The organism is Halarchaeum sp. P4 (genome assembly GCF_051195175.1).
Classification (GTDB): domain Archaea; phylum Halobacteriota; class Halobacteria; order Halobacteriales; family Halobacteriaceae; genus Halarchaeum.
The window spans coordinates 566,118-581,674 of the sequence record NZ_JBNTKC010000002.1 but is presented as its reverse complement, the minus strand read 5'-3'; the positions used below and the strand labels follow the sequence as shown (position 1 = coordinate 581,674).

Genomic DNA, 15,557 nt, shown 5'->3' with positions numbered 1-15,557 from the left:
CTCCATTCATAGTGGGGTTCGATTGAACCCCGGTTATAAGCCTCCGAGCGATAGCGGTATCGCTCGGGGGCTTTTCGCATTTCTGACGAGCGGTGTGGACCGCTACGCTTAAGCGCGCGAGTCCGCTACTTCGAATCGTGCCAAGGTGGCAGAGTCCGGCCTAACGCAGCGGCCTGCAGAGCCGCCCACCGCCGGTTCAAATCCGGCCCTTGGCTTTCTCCACTTACTCGAACGTGAGCGACAGCGCTAGTCGCGAAAAATCGAGAGAGACTGTTTAGACGCCGCTGACTGTTTCTCGGTAGGCACGGACACTTTCGAGTGCGTCCTCGACGTGTGCGGCAACCTCGCCATCGGTGTCGTCGACAAGGTCTTGGAGGGCGTGCATGTGTCGAGCGAGGCGCCCGTGGTCGGGACCACGATTGCGGTCGGCGAGCTTCCCGATTTGTTCGGCTTGCGTGTTGATGCGCTCACGAACGTCTTCGTCGGTAGCTTCTTCGGCGGCCTGTTCGAGTATTTCGCTGGCTTCTTGTAGCTTTTCAAGCTCCATACTGCACGGATAGACCGCCGTCCGCCAAAACGTTTCGCAGGGCGTCAGTCATTGCGTCTGTCGGGGACGCGGCGGCACGCAACTTACGTATCCGCGGCGCTAGGTTCGGGTGATGAGTGATGCCGGTCCGCTCCAGCCAGACCGCCCGGACGTGGAGAGGGATTTCCGCGTAGATGCGCCGTTCGATCCGGCTGGTGACCAGCCGGAGGCTATCGAGGCGTTGTCGTCAGGGTTCGAGGCTGGGATGGACGCACAGACGCTGTTGGGTGTGACGGGGTCGGGGAAGACGAACACGGTCTCGTGGGTCATTGAGGAGGTTCAGAAGCCGACGCTGGTAATCGCCCACAACAAGACGCTCGCAGCGCAGCTCTACGAGGAGCTGAAGAACCTCTTCCCGGAGAACGCGGTGGAGTACTTCGTCTCCTACTACGATTACTATCAGCCGGAGGCGTACGTGGAGCAGACGGACACGTACATCGACAAGGACGCCTCGGTGAACGAGGAGATCGACCGCTTGCGTCACTCGGCGACGCGCTCGCTGCTCACGCGTGACGACGTCATCGTGGTGGCGTCGGTATCGGCAATTTACGGGCTCGGCGACCCGTCGAACTATATCGATATGTCGTTGAGTGTGGAGCGGGGTGAGTCGCTTGGTCGCGACGAGTTGCTCTCGCGGCTCGTGGACTTGAACTACGAGCGCAACGACGTGGACTTCACCCAGGGGACGTTTCGGGTCCGCGGGGACACGGTCGAGGTGTTCCCGATGTACGGCCGGTACGCGGTCCGCGTGGAATTCTGGGGTGACGAGGTTGACCGGCTAACGAAACTCGACCCGTTGGAGGGTGACGTCGTCTCGGAGGAACCGGCGGTGTTGTTCCATCCGGCGGAGCACTACTCGATTCCGGAGGACCGCCTGAAGTCGGCGATGGAGCAGATCGAGGCGGACATGGAGGAGCGCGTCGCGCACTTCGAGCGCCAGGGTGATTTGGTGGCGGCCCAGCGCATCGAGGAGCGGACGACGTTCGACTTGGAGATGCTTCAGGAGGCCGGTTACTGTTCTGGGATCGAGAACTACACGCTCTATTTCTCGGACCGGGAGATGGGCGACGCGCCGTACACGCTCCTGGATTACTTCCCGGACGACTTCCTGACGGTCATCGACGAGTCCCACCGGACGGTTCCGCAGATTCGGGGGCAACTCGCCGGCGACAAGGCGCGCAAGGAGAGTCTGGTCGAGAACGGCTTCCGCCTGCCGACGGCGTACGCGAACCGACCGCTCTCTTTCGAGGAGTTTGAGGAGAAGACGGACCAGACGCTCTACGTGTCGGCGACGCCCGGGGAGTACGGGCGCGAGCAGTCCGGGCAGGTAGTTGAGCAGGTCGTTCGCCCGACCTATCTCGTCGACCCGGCGGTGGAGGTGTCGCCGGCGGACGACCAGATTGACGACTTGCTAGCCCGCATTCAGGAGCGCTCGTCGCGCGACGAGCGGACGCTCGTGACGACGCTGACGAAGCGGATGGCTGAGGACCTCACGGAGTACCTTGAGGAGGCGGGGGTTGCTGTGGAGTACATGCACGACGAGACGGACACGCTGGAGCGACACGAACTCGTTCGCGGCCTCCGTCTCGGCGAGTTCGACGTGCTGGTCGGCATCAACCTCCTGCGTGAGGGGCTCGACATTCCTGAGGTGTCGCTGGTCGCGGTGTTGGACGCGGACCAGCAGGGGTTCTTACGTTCGCGGACGAGCCTCATCCAGACGATGGGGCGCGCGGCGCGGAACGTGAACGGGAAGGCAGTGCTCTACGCGGACGAAACGACGGACGCGATGGCGGACGCCATCGAGGAGACGAAGCGCCGTCGTCGCATCCAACAGGAGTTCAACGAGGAGCACGACGTCGAACCGACGACCATCGAGAAGGAGGTTTCGGAGGCGAACCTCCCGGGTGCGAAGACGGAGACGTCGGACGTCTCGGGGGAGGGTGTCTCGGACGCGGAGTCGGCGGCGGAACGCGTCGCCGAACTCGAGGAGCGGATGCAGGAGGCGGCGTCGAACTTGGAGTTCGAGCTCGCGGCCGACATCCGCGACCGGATCGCGGACCTCCGCGAGGAGTACGACCTCGACAGTCCGGATGAGGCCGAGGGCGTCGAGCCCGAGGCGGACTGGTAGGCCTACTCGATCTCGATTTCCACTTCTTCGGCGTTCGCCGGTGTTTCGACGATGTCGTCGAAGTCGACGTAGGCGAGGTCGACACCGAGCGAGTCGAGGCCACTGCCCGTCCCGTCGTCGGCGAGGTGACGACCGTAGCGCCCGACGAGCGAGGTGAGTTCCTGAGGAACGACGTAAGTCGTCGCGGCGCCGCGACCCACGTGTTCGAGGGCTTCGAACCCGCGCTCGATGAGTGCGCGTTCGCCCATGGCCTCAGCGGCCTTCGCGCGGAGGACGGTGGCGGTGGCGTCGCCCTGCGCTTCGAGGATGCTGGCACGTTTGCGGCCTTCGGCGCGCAGGATTGCGGCTTCCTTCTCGCCGAGGGCGCGTTCGACGGCGGCCTTCCGGGAGCCCTGTGCTTCGAGAATCATGGCGCGCCGGTGGCGTTCGGCGGCGGTCTGTCGCTCCATCGCGGCGACGACACCGTCGCTCGGCATGACGCTCTTGACTTCGACGGCTTCGACGTCGACGCCCCATTCGGCGACGGTGTCGTCGAGTTGGTCGTGGATGCGGTCGTTCATCTCCTCGCGTCGACTGAGCGTGTCGTCGAGTTCCATGTCGCCGATGACGGCGCGCAGCGACGTCTGGGCGAGGTAGGCGACGGCTTGCCGGTATGCTTCGACTTCGAGGAAGGTCTTTTCGGCGTCGACGACGCTGAGGTAGACGACGGCGTCGGCCCGGACGGGCGAGTTGTCCCGCGTGATGGCTTCCTGCGTCGGGACTTCGATGGTCTGGGTCCGGATGTCGAAGACGTGTGTCTCGGTGACGAGCGGGATGACGACGTTGATGCCGGGGCCGAGCATCCCCTCGAACTTTCCGAGGACGGTGTAGGGGCGACGCTCGTAGGCTTGGACGATTTCGATGCTGTCGACGGCGAGGTAGCCGGCGACGAGGAGGCCGAGTGCGACGAGGACGCTCGTCCACCCGACGACGGGGGCGAGGAGGAGGCCGACGCCGAGGACGGCGACGCCGATGAGGTGTCGCCAGCCGATGCGGGCACTCGTGCGGCCGAGCGTGCGGAAGAACTGGCCGGTCGTGTCACCCGCGGACATACTCGTGTAGTTCGGCCCGCGGACCTTAGCGGTTTCCCCGACTTCAGAGGCGGCGGGCGACGCGTTCCGCGAGTGCGGGTCCGACCCCGTCGATTTCGCGGAGCTCGTCGACGCTGGCGTCGCGAATGCCCTCAACGCTGCCAAAGCGCCGGAGGAGGCGCTTCCGGGTGGCGGGACCGACGCCGTCGACGTCGTCGAGGGCGGTGTCGACGCTGTCGCGCAGGCTCTGGTGGTACTGGACGGCGAAGCGGTGGGCTTCGTCGCGGACGCGCTGGAGGACGTGGAGGTGTGGGGCGTCCTCGTCCCAGTCGTACTGGGTGTCGGGCGTTACGACTGTCTCCTCGCGTTTCGCGAGCGCGACAGTGGGGACGTCCCACCCGACCTCTTCGATGGCGTCGAGTGCGGCGTCCAACTGGCCGGCTCCGCCGTCCACGAGGAGGAGGTCGGGGTCGGGCCGGTCGTCACGGCCCTCGACGGCGCGCTCGGCGCGCCACTTCACGAGGCGATACATGTTCGCGTAGTCGTCGTTCTCCTCGTCGAGTTTCTTCCGGCGGTAGTCACTCTTCTCGGCGCTCCCGTCGACGAACGTGACGTCGCTGCCGACGACGGCTTTGCCCTGTGCGTGGCTGACGTCGACGCCCTCGATGCGCTCGGGGCGTCGGTCGAGGCCGAGCGCGTCGCGGAGCGCGCCGAGTTCGTCGCGGCCGCCGGCGCGCCGGTGGGCGTTCTTCAAAGCGAGGTCGACGAGGCGGGCTTCCCGGCCCGCGCCCGGCACGCGGACGGCGACGCCTTCGGTTTCGAGCCAGTCGGCGACGTCGGGGTCGCCAGGGTCCTCGGGGAGGAGGAGCGCGTCGGGGAGGCGGCGTTCGGCGTAGTACTGCGGGACGAACGCGGCCAGGACGGTTGCGACGCGGTCCTCGCCCTCGGGCGCGGTGAGCGTGTGCTGGTCACGCTCGACGAGTTGGCCGCCCTCACTGTGGAGGCGCGCGACGGTGGCGGTGTCGCCCTCGATGGCGACGCCGAGGACGTCGACGTGGCGCTCGCCGGACTGCGCGGCGACGGCTTCCCCGCCGCCACTGTGGAACGCGCGGACGGCTTCAAGCCGGTCCCGGAGGTTCGCGGCGCGCTCGAAGGCCTCCTCCTGGGCGGCCCGCTCCATCTCGCGTTCGATCGGGTCGGCGAGGACGCCGGTTTCGCCTTCGAAGAACCGCTTCGCCGACTCGACGTCCCCGAGGTAGGCCTCCTCGCCGATTTCGCCGGTGCAGGGCGCGGTGCAGAGGCCGATGTCGTGGTCGAGGCACGGCCGCTCGCGCCCCTCGAACTTGTGAGGGGAGCACCCGCGGAGGCCGTAGGTCTCCCGTATCGCCTTCACGACGGTTTCGACCCGCCCGAGGTCCGTGTAGGGGCCGTAGGCGGTCGCGCCCTCGTTGGGGTCGCGGGTCACCTCGATGCGGGGGTACTCGTGGTCGGTGAGTTGGACGAGCGGGTAGGACTTGTCGTCCTTCAGGCGGACGTTGTACTTCGGCTGGTGGCGCTTGATGAGGTTTGCCTCGAGCAACAGCGCCTGCGTCTCCGTGTCGGTGACGGCGAAGTCGAGTGCCTCGGCGCGCTCGACCATCCGCGCGATGCGGGCGCTGCGCGGGTCGGCGTAGGAGCGCACGCGCGCCCGCAGGTCGACGGCCTTCCCGACGTAGAGGGTGGTCCCGTCGCGCTGGAACTGGTAGACGCCGGGCTCGGCGGGCAACTCGCCGGCGACGTCGCGTACCGCGTCCATCATTATCGCGTAGTCGATGCGGCCGTTTGAACGTCGCGCTCGCCACACCTCCCAAGAGCCAAACGCCCCCGTGTCCAAGACGCGCACATGAGTGACGACGAAGATGTCCGCGTCTGGTTCGTCGACCGCGAGTACACGGACAAGGGCCTCATCACGGTGCGCTACGCGACGCCGGACGGCGAGCGCGTCTTCGAGAAACAGCAGTCCACGAACGCCCCGGACCCGACCGCCGCCCGCGACGTTGAGTCCGCCAAACTCGGCGACGTGACGGACGCCTCGACGGTCGAACGCTATCGGACGGAGGTCGAGCGCGTCCGCGAGCAGCACGACCCCGACGATAGAGTCTGACGTGACGGACCCAGACAGCGCCGCGGAGCGAACGCCGGTCTACGCGACGCACGCGCTCGTGGAGACGCTCTGCGTGCTCGCGGCGGACGCCGACCCGCGGCCGCTCTCCGTGGCGCTCGCCACCAGCGCGCCGCCCGACCTCGACCCGTCGGACGGTCCCGGTACGCCGCTCGCCGACCTCCCCGCGGACGTCGCCGTCTTCTCCGACTTCTACTTCCCGGCGGCCGGCCGGGCGCTCGACGCCGTCTTCGGTGTCGACCTCGCGACGCCGTCCGGGTCGACGGAGGGACGCTTCCTCTCACACCCGATGGGCGAACCCGACCCGACGGTCTCGGACGACTTCGCAGCGCGCCTGCTCGTCGCCGTGCCGCCGTGGGACGTCGCGGACGTCCGCGCCTACGACCGCCGCGGGAGACGGCCGCTCGTCCTCGTCGCGGCGAACGCCCCGGAAGAGGAACTCTGAGAACACGACGATGACGGGAGCCCCGCTAGTCCCGTACTCTCGCCAGCGTTCGGAAGCGGGTCGCCCCCACGTTTCCGCGGGACCGACCTAGTCGTCGACGCCGAGCAGGTCGTCGACGAGCGCGTCGGGGTCGAAGCGTTCGAGGTCGTCGTAGCCCTGTCCCGTACCGAGGAAGAGGATGGGTTTGCCCGTGACGTACGCCACGGAGATGGCGGCCCCGCCCTGCGAGTCGGCGTCCGCCTTCGTCAGGATGGCGCCGTCGATGGCCGCGGCGTCGTTGAACTCGCGCGCGCGGTTGACGGCGTCCTGCCCGGCGACCGCCTCGTCGACGAAAATGGTCATGTCGGGGTCGACGACGCGCTCAATCTTTGAGAGTTGCTCCATGAGGTCCGAGGACGTATGGAGGCGTCCTGCGGTGTCGCCGAGGACGACGTCGATGTCGTTCGCCTCGGCGTACTCGACGGCGTCGTAGATGACGGCCGCAGGGTCGCCGCCCTGCTCGTGTGCGATGAGCTTGGTGTCGAGGTTCTCGGCGTGCTCGCGCACCTGCTCGTTCGCGCCCGCACGATAGGTGTCGCCGTTCGCGATGACCGACGAGTGGCCGTGCGCGCGGAGGTACTTCGAGAGCTTCGCGATGCTCGTCGTCTTTCCGACGCCGTTGATGCCGGTGAAGACGATGACGAGCGGCTTGTCCGCCTCCGCGACGCGCTCGTCGAAGTCGAACTGGCCGACGCCGATGACCGAGAGGAGCGCGTCACGGAGCGCCTCCTCGACGAGGTCGCCCGTCGACTCGGTAAACTTGCGTTCCTGGCCGACGAGCTCGTCGCGAATCTGGTCGAGGATGGCTTCCGCGACGCTCATCTCGACGTCGCTCTCGAGGAGCGCCATCTCGAGGTCCCAGAGTTGGTCCTCGAGGTCTTCCTCCTCGATGACGACACGCCCGCGGACTGCGGACTTCGCCTTCCGCGCGAACCCGAAGCGACCGGAGGACTCCTCCTCGGCCGCCGCCTCCGGCTCGGTCTCGGCTTCCGCTTCAGCCTCGACGTCGGCCGCCTCGGCTGCTTCAGCCTCGGTTTCTTCGACTTCGGTCTCCGCAGGCTCCGGCTCGGCTTCTGTCGTCTCCTCGACGGCCTCAGCCTCGACTTCTGGTTCGGCTTCCGATTCGGTGTCGGCCGCTTCGGCCGCCGCTTCTTCGGTCGGTTCCGGCTCCTCGACTTCCTCGGCCTTCTCCTCGGCGACTTCCTCGGCGTCCTCGCGGAACCGACCGATCTTCTCCTTCAACCCGTCGAACATGGCTGCTTACTCGCCTTCGTCCTGCTGCTGGGCCTGCTGCTGCATCTGCTGCTGCATCATCTGCTGCTGGGCCTGCTGTGCCTGCTGTTCGAGCTGGCTGCTCTCCTGCTCGACCTCGACGACTTCCTCCTGAAGCTCGTCGATCTGGTCGTCGATCTTGTCCTTCTTCGTTTCGAGGCTGTCGATGGCGCCCTCACGGGTGCGCTCGGCCGCGTAGTCGGCGCCGAGGCCGACGATGACCTCGTCGATGTCCTCGACTTCCGCGCGGACGTACGCGCCGCCGCCGACCGGCACCTGTACCGTCGAGCCGGTCTCGATGGTGTTCAGGGCCTCGATGGCCTCATCAATTTCCTGCTGCTCGGCCTGGAGCTCCTCGATTTCGGCTTCGAGTTCGGCCTTCTCCTCTTCGAGAGCCTGAATTTCCTGAGAGAGTTGCTGCAGCTGCTGTCGACCGCCACCGCCGCCTCCAAGACTCATGCGTGGAACCGGGGGCGCTAGCGGGAAGTATCTTAGGATTCGGAGAGAAGTCTCGGCGGAGAAGAGCTCAGATGTAGCCGAGAGCGTCCTCGATGCGGCCGAGCTCGGGACCGGTCGTGTCCTCGCCGACGACGTAGCCGTGCGAGTTCGCGACGAGCCCCGAGCCGACGAGCGGAGCGCCGTAGTTGATGGTGCCGATGTCGGCGGGAACGCCGAGGGCCTCCTCCAATTGGTCGAGTTCGTCGTCGGTCGTCTTCGGGTGACAGAGCACGCCGTCGTTCGTCGCGACAGCGGCCGTGCCAACCGTCTCGACGTCCGCGATGCGGCCCCGCGTCACGGGGACGTCGAGGGTTTCGGTCACGGACTGGACGGCCTCACGCGAGAGGTCCGGGTGGACGTACGCGCCGTGGTCGTTCGCGAGCACGACGTTCCCGGCGGCGTTGACGCGCCCGGGGAGCGTCCCGACATCGAGGCCGGTGGCGTCCGCGATGCGTTCGCGCTCCCGGTCGCGGACGCGGCTACTGACGACGAGGCCGGTGTCGTTGCCGGCGACGAGCGACCCGACGGTGCTCGACCCGCCGACTGTCGTGCGGACCGCCGGCACCTCGAGTTCCTCCTCGACGTCTTCGACGAGGGGATCGTCGAGGTCGGAGCGGACGAGCACACAGCTATCGGTCGCTCGGGCGAACACACCGACGTACGGCGACCCGGAGAACGCAGCGCGGAGCAATGTGGTTATTCGCTCGCGTGTTCGGCTTCGACGATGGTCTCGCCCTCTTCCTCGAAGCGCGCGGCGCGAACGCGGAGCTTGCGCGGCGGGTTCTTGTTCGAACGGGACCAGATGGCCTCGTTGATGGAGGGGTCGAGACGGACGTCCTCCTCGTCGACAGCGAAGTGCTTCGCGAGGTGTTCGCGGACGAGGCCGGCGGCTTTGCCGGCGCGCTCGTGCTTCGCTACGGCTTGGAGGTCACGGAGGGGAACGGTAACGATGCGCTCCTCGAAGTCGCTGGCGCTCATCGTTACTCGTCCGTGTCGCTACGCCGCCAGTTGCGGCGCTTCGGGTTTCGCTGTACCTGGCGGTCCGTCTTCATCATGACCCAGGCCGGGACGCGACTGTTCTGGCGCTCCAGCTTCGCCAGCCGCTTCTTCGTGGCCTTGGACTTCTTGCCCATAGTGGTACGAACGTTCACCTCCCGCGCTTAAAACGTTGTTCTTCTGGGCCGGCACGCGCCGACGCCGTGGTTCCCGCCTCACCCCCCCAATCCAGTTAAGGACCTGTGCACGAACACGCCACGTATGGCCAACGAAGACGCGGAACTGGAGCACGACTTGCTCTCGGACGAAGCGCGCGAACGCCTGCGCATCATCGCCCGCACCGCCGTCGGCGACAGCCTCCGGTCGGTGACGTACTTCACGCGCACGGACTACGAGCAGATCTACCTCCGCTCGGACCTCGAACGCGACGCCGACCTCTCCTCGTTCATCGGCGCGGAGTGGCAGTCCTTCCAGCTCACCCAGGACACCTACGGGGAGAGCGAACTCGGCGACTACGAGTACACGATTCGTGGGTTCTCGAACGGCTATCTCCTCCGCGTCACCACCGACCGCGAGGGCGTCTTCATCACGACGGACGGGCTGACGATGACGGACGTCGAGTCGTGTGCGTCCGCGCTCGAGGAGACGCTGCAGAACTGGCGCGAGGGTGACCTCGGCGAGCCCACGGAGGAGTAGCTACCTCCCCAGTTCGAAGCGCTCGACCGTCTCGTACTCGGGACCTTCGTGGGTGAGCGTGCTCTCGGTCAGGCGGACTTCCTCGACGTGCATCGTTCCGACTTCCGGTGTCCGCTGGCGGACGAGGTCCTGGACGAGTTCCTTCCCGCCGGCGTGCTTCATCCGCCCGAGCGTGACGTGCGGCGTGAAGTCGTGTTCTTCCGGCTCGAAGCCGAGTTCGGTCGTTTCGCGCTCGACGGCGTCGTGGAGCGCGGCGAGTTCGACTGCACCCTCCGTCACGCCCAACCAGAGCACCGAGATGTAGTCCATGCTCGGGAAGACGCCGAGGCCTTCGAGTTCGGCGTCGAAGGGGGCGACGCGCGAGGACGCGACGGCGCGCTCGCACGCCGCGACGACGTCGTCGTATTCGTCCTCCGCGACGTCGCCGAGGAACTTCAGCGTCACGTGGGTCTGTGCGGGGTCGACGAAGTCGAGCCCGTCCGCGCCCTCGAACTCCGCCTGTAGTTTCCGTACCGGTTCGACGAGCGACTCCGGGAGGTCGACGCTGACGAACAGCCGCATAGGCCGCATTCGGGCGGCGTAGCCCTTAACCACGCGGGCCACATACCCGTGGGCATGACTGACCGAGAGCGTCGCGAGGGCGACGACCACCGTTTCTCTGAGGGCCAGGGGTTCGAGGAGCCCTACGAGGGCTTCGACCTTGACCCGCCCGAACTCGAAGTCGACCCGACCGAGGTCGACCCCGTGGACGACCACGTGCTCGTCGACTTGCTCGACGACGCGCACATCGCCGACGACAAGGTGGACGCGGACGCGCTCATCGACGTCGGCCTGAGTTACATGGGCATCAACCGCTTCGAGGAGGCCGTGGACGCCTTCGAGCGCGCCGCCCGCTACGCCGACGACGAGGTCGATGAGCAGGAGGCCTGGGTGAACAAGGGCGTCGCGCACGCCGAACTGGAGGAATGGGACGAGGCCGCGAGCGCCCATCAGGAAGCGCTCTTCGTCGACGAGGACGGCCCGTTCGCCGCGGAGGCGGAGACGAACCTCGCCTACGCGCTCTGGGAGTTCGGCGAGACGGAGGACGCCTACTACCACGCCGAGGAGGCCGTCCGGAAGGACAAGCGCCTCCCGCACGGCTGGTACAACCTCGGTTTCATGGAGAACGAGCAGGGCCGCCACGAGGAGGCGCTCGACGCGCTGAACAACGCCATCCGCCTCGGCTTCAAGCAGGCGGACGTCTTCGAGGAGAAGGCGCGCGCGCTGGACGAACTCGGCCGCGAGGAGGAGGCGACGGACGTCGTCGAGCACGCCGAGGAGATTCGGAGCCAGCAGGAGGAGCGGCTCGTCGAGCAGGGGCGCCAGCGCGAATGAGCATTCGCCTCACCGAGCGCCGCACTGACCGTGGCCTCCTCGTCGCCGCCGCTGACGCCGACATCGTCGGTGGAACCTACGAGAACGGCACCGTCTCGGTCACCGTCGAGCCGTCCTTCTACGGCGACGCGGACAGCGAGACGGACCCTGAGTCGCTCGTGGAGGCGCTCGGCCGCGCGAGCGTCGCGAACCTCGTCGGCGAGACGGCGGTCACGGCGGCCGTGGACGCGGGCTACGTCGAGGAGACGAACGTCGTCGACCTCGGCGGCGTCCCGCACGCCCAGTACCTCCGGCTCTAACGGCTTTTCTCCGCCGCATCCCGCTCGGTCGTCGCCTCGTAGACGGCGGCGAACGACCGCGTTTCCGAAGCTACCAAACGTCCCGACTCCCTACTCAGTCACAATATGGGGACGCAGGACCAGAGTCCGCTCGACGTCGAGTCGCTGCGCGCGGACTTCCCGATTCTGGAGCGCGAGGTCGCCGAGGGCACGCCGCTCGTCTACTTCGACAACGCCGCGACGACCCAGACGCCGAAACAGGTCGTCGACTCCATCACGGAGTACTACTACGAGTACAACTCGAACGTCCACCGGGGCATCCACCAGCTGAGTCAGGAGGCCTCCATCGCCTACGAGGAGGCCCACGACCGCATCGCGGAGTTCGTCGGCGCCTCCGGCGAGCGCGAGGAACTCGTCTTCACGAAGAACACCACCGAGTCGTTCAACCTCGTCGCCTACGCGTGGGGGCTGAACGAACTCGGCGAGGGCGACACCGTCGTCCTGACGCAGATGGAGCACCACGCCTCGCTCGTCACATGGCAACAGATCGCGAAGAAGACGGGCGCTGAGGTGAAATACATCCCCATCGAGACGGACGGCACGCTCGACATGGAGGCCGCGAAGGAGCTCATCGACGAAGACACCGCGATGGTCTCGGTGGTCCATGCCTCGAACGTCCTCGGCACCATCAACCCCGTGAGCGAGCTCGCGGACATGGCCCACGAGCAGGGCGCGCTCATCTTCGTCGACGGCGCGCAGGCCGTCCCGAACCGCCCCGTCGACGTCGAGGCCATCGACGCGGACTTCTACGCATTCAGCGGCCACAAGATGGCGGGCCCGACGGGCATCGGCGCGCTCTACGGCAAGCAACACCTCCTCGAAGAGATGGAGCCCTACCTCTACGGGGGCGAGATGATCAAGAAGGTCACCTACGACGACGCCTCGTGGAACGACCTGCCGTGGAAGTTCGAGGCGGGCACCCCGAGCATCTCGGAGGGCATCGCGTTCGCCGAGGCCGCGGACTACCTCGACGACATCGGCCTCGAGCGCATCAGCGCCCACGAGGACTACGTCACCGAGTACGCCTACGAGGAGCTCTCGAAGCTTGAGGACGTCGAAATATACGGTCCGCCGGCTGATCGGCGCGGCGGCCTCGTCGCGTTCAACGTCGAGGGCATCCACGCCCACGACCTCTCCAGCATCCTCAACGACTACGGCGTCGCCGTCCGTGCGGGTGACCACTGCACGCAGCCGCTCCACGACACGCTCGGCGTCCCCGCCAGCATCCGCGCGTCCTTCTACCTCTACAACACCCGCGAGGAGGTCGACACGCTCATCGAGGGCGTCGAGGGCGCCATCGACATCTTCGCGTAGACGGCGTTCCGGAACCGCTGCGCGGTCTCATCCTCGAAACCGTTCGCCCAGTATCTCCTCGACGAGCAGGAGGACGCTGTAGCCCACGGTGGCGCCGACGCCGACGACGCCGAAGACGACGACTTCCGGGATGGGCAGGCGGAGCACGAGGTGGAGCGTGAGGAGCGCGCAGAGGAGGTTGCAGAAGGTGGCGAAGAGGTGGACCATCTCGACGGCGGAGCGGACGTCGCGGCTCTCGCGCTCGACGCCGACCAGCAGGCCGCCGAAACTGTACCACGTGAGCGCCCCAAATCCGAGGAGCGACCCGCCGACGTAGGCGACGACGTCGAGGTGGCTGGGGACGCCGTATTCGGCGATGAGCAACGCTCCGGCGCCCCAGATGGTGAGCGTGTAGCCGTACGCCCACGCCTCGTCGAGGAGCGTCCGGGCGAGGCGGTCCCGATGATTCATGTCTCCCCCTGCGCGAGGCTCTCCGTAAAACGCGACGGCCACGAGTCCCGGTGGGACCTCGGAACGGGCGAACGCTGGTGGCGTGAGCAACTCGGCGGCGAGCGGAGCGAGCAGCCGCGGACAGAGCGAGCGCCGAAGGCGTGAACCACGCGGTCGAGACGAACCGCCACGGAGCGACCGAGAGGACGGCCGGGAACGCCGGCGACGGAACGCTTTTCCGGTGTACGTCCCTACACGCAGGTATCATGAGCATGGGTTCGGACATGTACCGGCAGCAGATTCTCGACCACTACCGCAACCCGCGCAACCACGGGGAACTCGAGGACCCCACGTTCAGCCACGAGGGATTCAACCCGTCCTGTGGCGACGAGCTCGAGTTCGACGTTGAGCTCGCGGACGACGGCGAGACGGTCGAGCGCGTGGCGTTCCACGGCGACGGCTGTGCCATCAGCCAGGCGTCCGCGAGCCTGCTCTCGCAGGAGCTTCCGGGGATGACGCTGGACGAGATCGACGAGCTCGACCGCGAGGACGTCCTCGACCTGCTCGGCGTCGAGGTGACGCCGATGCGCATCAAGTGCGCGGTGCTCGCGGAGAAGGTCGTGCAGGACGGCGCGGACATCTACCGAGGCGAGAAGGAACTGGAAGCGACGTCCACCGAGGACGACGAGTAACGCCGCGTCCGAACCCGTTTTTCCGCGTCGCACACCGGAGCCGTGAGCGACGCCTCTGCTCTCCGTCGTCGCGGCCCGCCGTCGAGACGACCGTAGTCGTTTTGCCGCCGGCGTCTGGACGGGGCGTATGGACGACGTAATCGCGTTCGGCACCGACGGCTGGCGCGCCACCCTCGACGTGTTCACGACGCCGCGGGTGCGCGCGGTGGCGCAGGCGACCGCCGACTACCTCGCCGAGGAGGGCCGCGACGGCGACCCGATCGCGGTCGGCTACGACGCGCGCGAGACCTCGCGCGAGTTCGCGGAGGAGATCGCGGACGTCCTCGCGGCGAACGGCCACGACGTCTACCTGCCGCCGCGCGACTGCCCGACCCCCCTCGTCGCCTACGGCATCGTCGACCGCGACCTCGCGGGCGCGCTCGTCGTCACGGCCTCGCACAACCCGCCGGAATACAACGGCGTGAAGTTCATTCCCGAGGACGGCGCGCCTGCGCTCCCGCACGTCACGGAGGCCATCGAGGCGAACCTCCGCCCCCCGGAGGCCGACCCGGACGCCGAACGCGGTGGCATAGAGGAGGTGGACTTCGCGACGCCGCACGCCGAGCACGCGATGGACCTCGTCGATGCGGACTTGGAGGGACTCGACGTGGTCTACGACGCGATGCACGGGAGCGGTCGCGGCGTCACCGACGCCCTCCTCGAAGCCGCGGGCGCGAACGTCGAGCGCCACCGCTGTGAGCGCGACCCGGACTTCGGCGGCACGCCGCCGGAACCCGACCGCGCGAACCTACAGGCGCTCGCGCTCGCGGTGCAGGAGCACGACGCCGACATCGGCATCGCGAACGACGGTGACGCCGACCGCATCGCCGTCGTCACACCCGAGCGCGGTTTCCTCGACGAGAACCTCTTCTTCGCCGCGACCTACGACTACCTCCTCGAGGACGACTCGGGGCCGGCGGTCCGGACCGTCTCGACGACGTTCCTCGTCGACCGGGTCGCCGAGGCACACGGCGAGGAGGTCTACGAGACGGCGGTCGGCTTCAAGTGGGTCGCCGAGGAGATGGGCGAGCGCAACGCGCTCATGGCGGGCGAGGAGTCCGGCGGCTTCAGTATTCGTGGACACGTCCGCGAGAAGGACGGCGTTCTGATGGCGCTCGTCGCCGCGGCCGCGGCCGCCGAGGAGTCCTACGACCACCGCGTCGAGCGCCTCCTCGAGGAACACGGCGAAGTTCACCAGTCGAAGATATCGGTGGACTGCCCGGACGACCGGAAGGCCACCGTCGTCGCCGAACTCGCGGACTCGCTCCCCGAGGAGGTGGCGGGCGTCGACGTCGAGCGCGTGAACGACGCGGACGGCTTCAAGGTCCTCCTCGAAGACGGCTCGTGGCTCCTCGTCCGCCCGAGCGGCACCGAGCCGAAGATGCGGGTCTACGCGGAAGCCGCGAGTGAGGCCCGCGTCGAGGAACTCCTTGAGGCAGGCCGGAACCTCGTCGAACCGCTCGTCTGAGGGACTCGTACT

19 protein-coding genes and 1 tRNA gene are annotated in these 15,557 nt (G+C 67.4%); 10 read left to right on the top strand and 10 right to left on the bottom strand.

Annotation, left to right across the window (positions count from 1 at the left end; genetic code table 11):
* Window positions 1-139 precede the first annotated feature (139 nt).
* Window positions 140-215: transfer RNA gene (locus tag ACQUS8_RS11250), tRNA-Cys, on the top strand.
* Between the two features lie 59 nt (window positions 216-274).
* On the opposite strand, the gene ACQUS8_RS11245 is transcribed toward ACQUS8_RS11250, so the two are convergent.
* Window positions 275-547, bottom strand: coding sequence for a DUF7553 family protein (locus ACQUS8_RS11245; RefSeq protein WP_435101014.1), 273 nt, complete (start codon window positions 545-547; stop codon window positions 275-277).
* A 112-nt stretch (window positions 548-659) separates the two neighbouring features.
* Here ACQUS8_RS11245 and uvrB point away from each other — a divergent pair, with 112 nt between their 5' ends.
* Window positions 660-2,714 (top strand): excinuclease ABC subunit UvrB, encoded by a 2,055-nt coding sequence (gene uvrB, locus ACQUS8_RS11240; protein ID WP_435101012.1) that lies wholly within the window; start codon window positions 660-662, stop codon window positions 2,712-2,714.
* Between the two features lie 2 nt (window positions 2,715-2,716).
* On the opposite strand, the gene ACQUS8_RS11235 is transcribed toward uvrB, so the two are convergent.
* Both ACQUS8_RS11235 and ACQUS8_RS11230 read right to left on the bottom strand, forming a co-directional pair.
* Window positions 2,717-3,805, bottom strand: a complete 1,089-nt coding sequence (locus tag ACQUS8_RS11235) for an SPFH domain-containing protein (RefSeq protein ID WP_435101010.1) — start codon at window positions 3,803-3,805, stop codon at window positions 2,717-2,719.
* A 43-nt stretch (window positions 3,806-3,848) separates the two neighbouring features.
* The gene (locus tag ACQUS8_RS11230) at window positions 3,849-5,579 is read right to left on the bottom strand and encodes an excinuclease ABC subunit C (protein WP_435101008.1); all 1,731 of its coding nucleotides are present in this window, start codon (window positions 5,577-5,579) and stop codon (window positions 3,849-3,851) included.
* An 87-nt stretch (window positions 5,580-5,666) separates the two neighbouring features.
* Between ACQUS8_RS11230 and ACQUS8_RS11225 the strand changes: the two genes are divergently transcribed.
* On the top strand, window positions 5,667-5,927 hold the full coding sequence (locus tag ACQUS8_RS11225) for a hypothetical protein (RefSeq protein ID WP_435101006.1): 261 nt from the start codon (window positions 5,667-5,669) through the stop codon (window positions 5,925-5,927).
* Between the two features lies 1 nt (window position 5,928).
* On the top strand, window positions 5,929-6,390 hold the full coding sequence (locus ACQUS8_RS11220) for a hypothetical protein (protein WP_435101004.1): 462 nt from the start codon (window positions 5,929-5,931) through the stop codon (window positions 6,388-6,390).
* A gap of 87 nt (window positions 6,391-6,477) precedes the next feature.
* Here ACQUS8_RS11220 and ftsY read toward each other — a convergent pair whose 3' ends face one another.
* From ftsY to ACQUS8_RS11195, 5 genes are all read right to left on the bottom strand, one after another.
* Window positions 6,478-7,683, bottom strand: a complete 1,206-nt coding sequence (ftsY, locus tag ACQUS8_RS11215) for a signal recognition particle-docking protein FtsY (RefSeq protein WP_435101002.1) — start codon at window positions 7,681-7,683, stop codon at window positions 6,478-6,480.
* A 6-nt stretch (window positions 7,684-7,689) separates the two neighbouring features.
* Window positions 7,690-8,160 (bottom strand): prefoldin subunit alpha, encoded by a 471-nt coding sequence (pfdA, locus tag ACQUS8_RS11210; RefSeq protein ID WP_435101000.1) that lies wholly within the window; start codon window positions 8,158-8,160, stop codon window positions 7,690-7,692.
* A gap of 67 nt (window positions 8,161-8,227) precedes the next feature.
* Window positions 8,228-8,890, bottom strand: a complete 663-nt coding sequence (locus ACQUS8_RS11205) for a translation initiation factor IF-6 (RefSeq protein ID WP_435100998.1) — start codon at window positions 8,888-8,890, stop codon at window positions 8,228-8,230.
* A gap of 5 nt (window positions 8,891-8,895) precedes the next feature.
* Window positions 8,896-9,177 carry a 50S ribosomal protein L31e gene (locus tag ACQUS8_RS11200; protein ID WP_435100996.1) on the bottom strand — a complete coding sequence of 94 codons (282 nt, stop codon included), beginning with the start codon at window positions 9,175-9,177 and terminating at the stop codon, window positions 8,896-8,898.
* Between the two features lie 2 nt (window positions 9,178-9,179).
* Window positions 9,180-9,332: a 50S ribosomal protein L39e gene (locus ACQUS8_RS11195; protein WP_435100994.1), complete on the bottom strand. Its 153-nt coding sequence runs from the start codon at window positions 9,330-9,332 to the stop codon at window positions 9,180-9,182.
* Window positions 9,333-9,456: 124 nt separating this feature from the next.
* Between ACQUS8_RS11195 and ACQUS8_RS11190 the strand changes: the two genes are divergently transcribed.
* Entirely contained in the window at window positions 9,457-9,891 is a 435-nt protein-coding gene (locus tag ACQUS8_RS11190; RefSeq protein WP_435100992.1) for a DUF7522 family protein, read from the top strand.
* On the opposite strand, the gene thpR is transcribed toward ACQUS8_RS11190, so the two are convergent.
* Window positions 9,892-10,452 carry an RNA 2',3'-cyclic phosphodiesterase gene (thpR, locus tag ACQUS8_RS11185; protein WP_435100990.1) on the bottom strand — a complete coding sequence of 187 codons (561 nt, stop codon included), beginning with the start codon at window positions 10,450-10,452 and terminating at the stop codon, window positions 9,892-9,894.
* Between the two features lie 54 nt (window positions 10,453-10,506).
* Here thpR and ACQUS8_RS11180 point away from each other — a divergent pair, with 54 nt between their 5' ends.
* The 3 genes from ACQUS8_RS11180 to ACQUS8_RS11170 all read left to right on the top strand — a co-directional run bounded on the left by ACQUS8_RS11180 (window position 10,507) and on the right by ACQUS8_RS11170 (window position 12,917).
* Complete coding sequence (locus tag ACQUS8_RS11180) at window positions 10,507-11,265, top strand: tetratricopeptide repeat protein (RefSeq protein WP_435100988.1); 759 nt, start codon at window positions 10,507-10,509, stop codon at window positions 11,263-11,265.
* A complete protein-coding gene (locus ACQUS8_RS11175) occupies window positions 11,262-11,564 on the top strand; it encodes a DUF424 domain-containing protein (protein ID WP_435100986.1) in 303 nt (100 codons plus the stop codon). The genes ACQUS8_RS11180 and ACQUS8_RS11175 overlap by 4 nt, the downstream gene beginning before the upstream one ends.
* A 105-nt stretch (window positions 11,565-11,669) precedes the next feature.
* Window positions 11,670-12,917, top strand: coding sequence for an aminotransferase class V-fold PLP-dependent enzyme (locus ACQUS8_RS11170; RefSeq protein ID WP_435100984.1), 1,248 nt, complete (start codon window positions 11,670-11,672; stop codon window positions 12,915-12,917).
* Between the two features lie 27 nt (window positions 12,918-12,944).
* Here the strand turns inward: ACQUS8_RS11170 and ACQUS8_RS11165 are convergent, their stop codons facing one another.
* The gene (locus tag ACQUS8_RS11165) at window positions 12,945-13,367 is read right to left on the bottom strand and encodes a hypothetical protein (RefSeq protein ID WP_435100982.1); all 423 of its coding nucleotides are present in this window, start codon (window positions 13,365-13,367) and stop codon (window positions 12,945-12,947) included.
* A gap of 245 nt (window positions 13,368-13,612) precedes the next feature.
* Between ACQUS8_RS11165 and ACQUS8_RS11160 the strand changes: the two genes are divergently transcribed.
* On the top strand, window positions 13,613-14,038 hold the full coding sequence (locus tag ACQUS8_RS11160; protein WP_435100980.1) for an iron-sulfur cluster assembly scaffold protein: 426 nt from the start codon (window positions 13,613-13,615) through the stop codon (window positions 14,036-14,038).
* 127 nt (window positions 14,039-14,165) lie between these two features.
* Window positions 14,166-15,545, top strand: coding sequence for a phosphoglucomutase/phosphomannomutase family protein (locus ACQUS8_RS11155; RefSeq protein WP_435100978.1), 1,380 nt, complete (start codon window positions 14,166-14,168; stop codon window positions 15,543-15,545).
* Window positions 15,546-15,557 lie beyond the last annotated feature (12 nt).

Coding starts and splice junctions, on each gene's coding strand:
- ACQUS8_RS11245 (WP_435101014.1), bottom strand. CDS start 547: ATGGAGCTTGAAAAGCTACAAGAAGCCAGCGAAATACTCGAACAGGCC.
- uvrB (WP_435101012.1), top strand. CDS start 660: ATGAGTGATGCCGGTCCGCTCCAGCCAGACCGCCCGGACGTGGAGAGG.
- ACQUS8_RS11235 (WP_435101010.1), bottom strand. CDS start 3,805: ATGTCCGCGGGTGACACGACCGGCCAGTTCTTCCGCACGCTCGGCCGC.
- ACQUS8_RS11230 (WP_435101008.1), bottom strand. CDS start 5,579: ATGGACGCGGTACGCGACGTCGCCGGCGAGTTGCCCGCCGAGCCCGGC.
- ACQUS8_RS11225 (WP_435101006.1), top strand. CDS start 5,667: ATGAGTGACGACGAAGATGTCCGCGTCTGGTTCGTCGACCGCGAGTAC.
- ftsY (WP_435101002.1), bottom strand. CDS start 7,683: ATGTTCGACGGGTTGAAGGAGAAGATCGGTCGGTTCCGCGAGGACGCC.
- pfdA (WP_435101000.1), bottom strand. CDS start 8,160: ATGAGTCTTGGAGGCGGCGGTGGCGGTCGACAGCAGCTGCAGCAACTC.
- ACQUS8_RS11200 (WP_435100996.1), bottom strand. CDS start 9,177: ATGAGCGCCAGCGACTTCGAGGAGCGCATCGTTACCGTTCCCCTCCGT.
- ACQUS8_RS11195 (WP_435100994.1), bottom strand. CDS start 9,332: ATGGGCAAGAAGTCCAAGGCCACGAAGAAGCGGCTGGCGAAGCTGGAG.
- ACQUS8_RS11190 (WP_435100992.1), top strand. CDS start 9,457: ATGGCCAACGAAGACGCGGAACTGGAGCACGACTTGCTCTCGGACGAA.
- thpR (WP_435100990.1), bottom strand. CDS start 10,452: ATGCGGCTGTTCGTCAGCGTCGACCTCCCGGAGTCGCTCGTCGAACCG.
- ACQUS8_RS11180 (WP_435100988.1), top strand. CDS start 10,507: ATGACTGACCGAGAGCGTCGCGAGGGCGACGACCACCGTTTCTCTGAG.
- ACQUS8_RS11175 (WP_435100986.1), top strand. CDS start 11,262: ATGAGCATTCGCCTCACCGAGCGCCGCACTGACCGTGGCCTCCTCGTC.
- ACQUS8_RS11170 (WP_435100984.1), top strand. CDS start 11,670: ATGGGGACGCAGGACCAGAGTCCGCTCGACGTCGAGTCGCTGCGCGCG.
- ACQUS8_RS11165 (WP_435100982.1), bottom strand. CDS start 13,367: ATGAATCATCGGGACCGCCTCGCCCGGACGCTCCTCGACGAGGCGTGG.
- ACQUS8_RS11160 (WP_435100980.1), top strand. CDS start 13,613: ATGAGCATGGGTTCGGACATGTACCGGCAGCAGATTCTCGACCACTAC.
- ACQUS8_RS11155 (WP_435100978.1), top strand. CDS start 14,166: ATGGACGACGTAATCGCGTTCGGCACCGACGGCTGGCGCGCCACCCTC.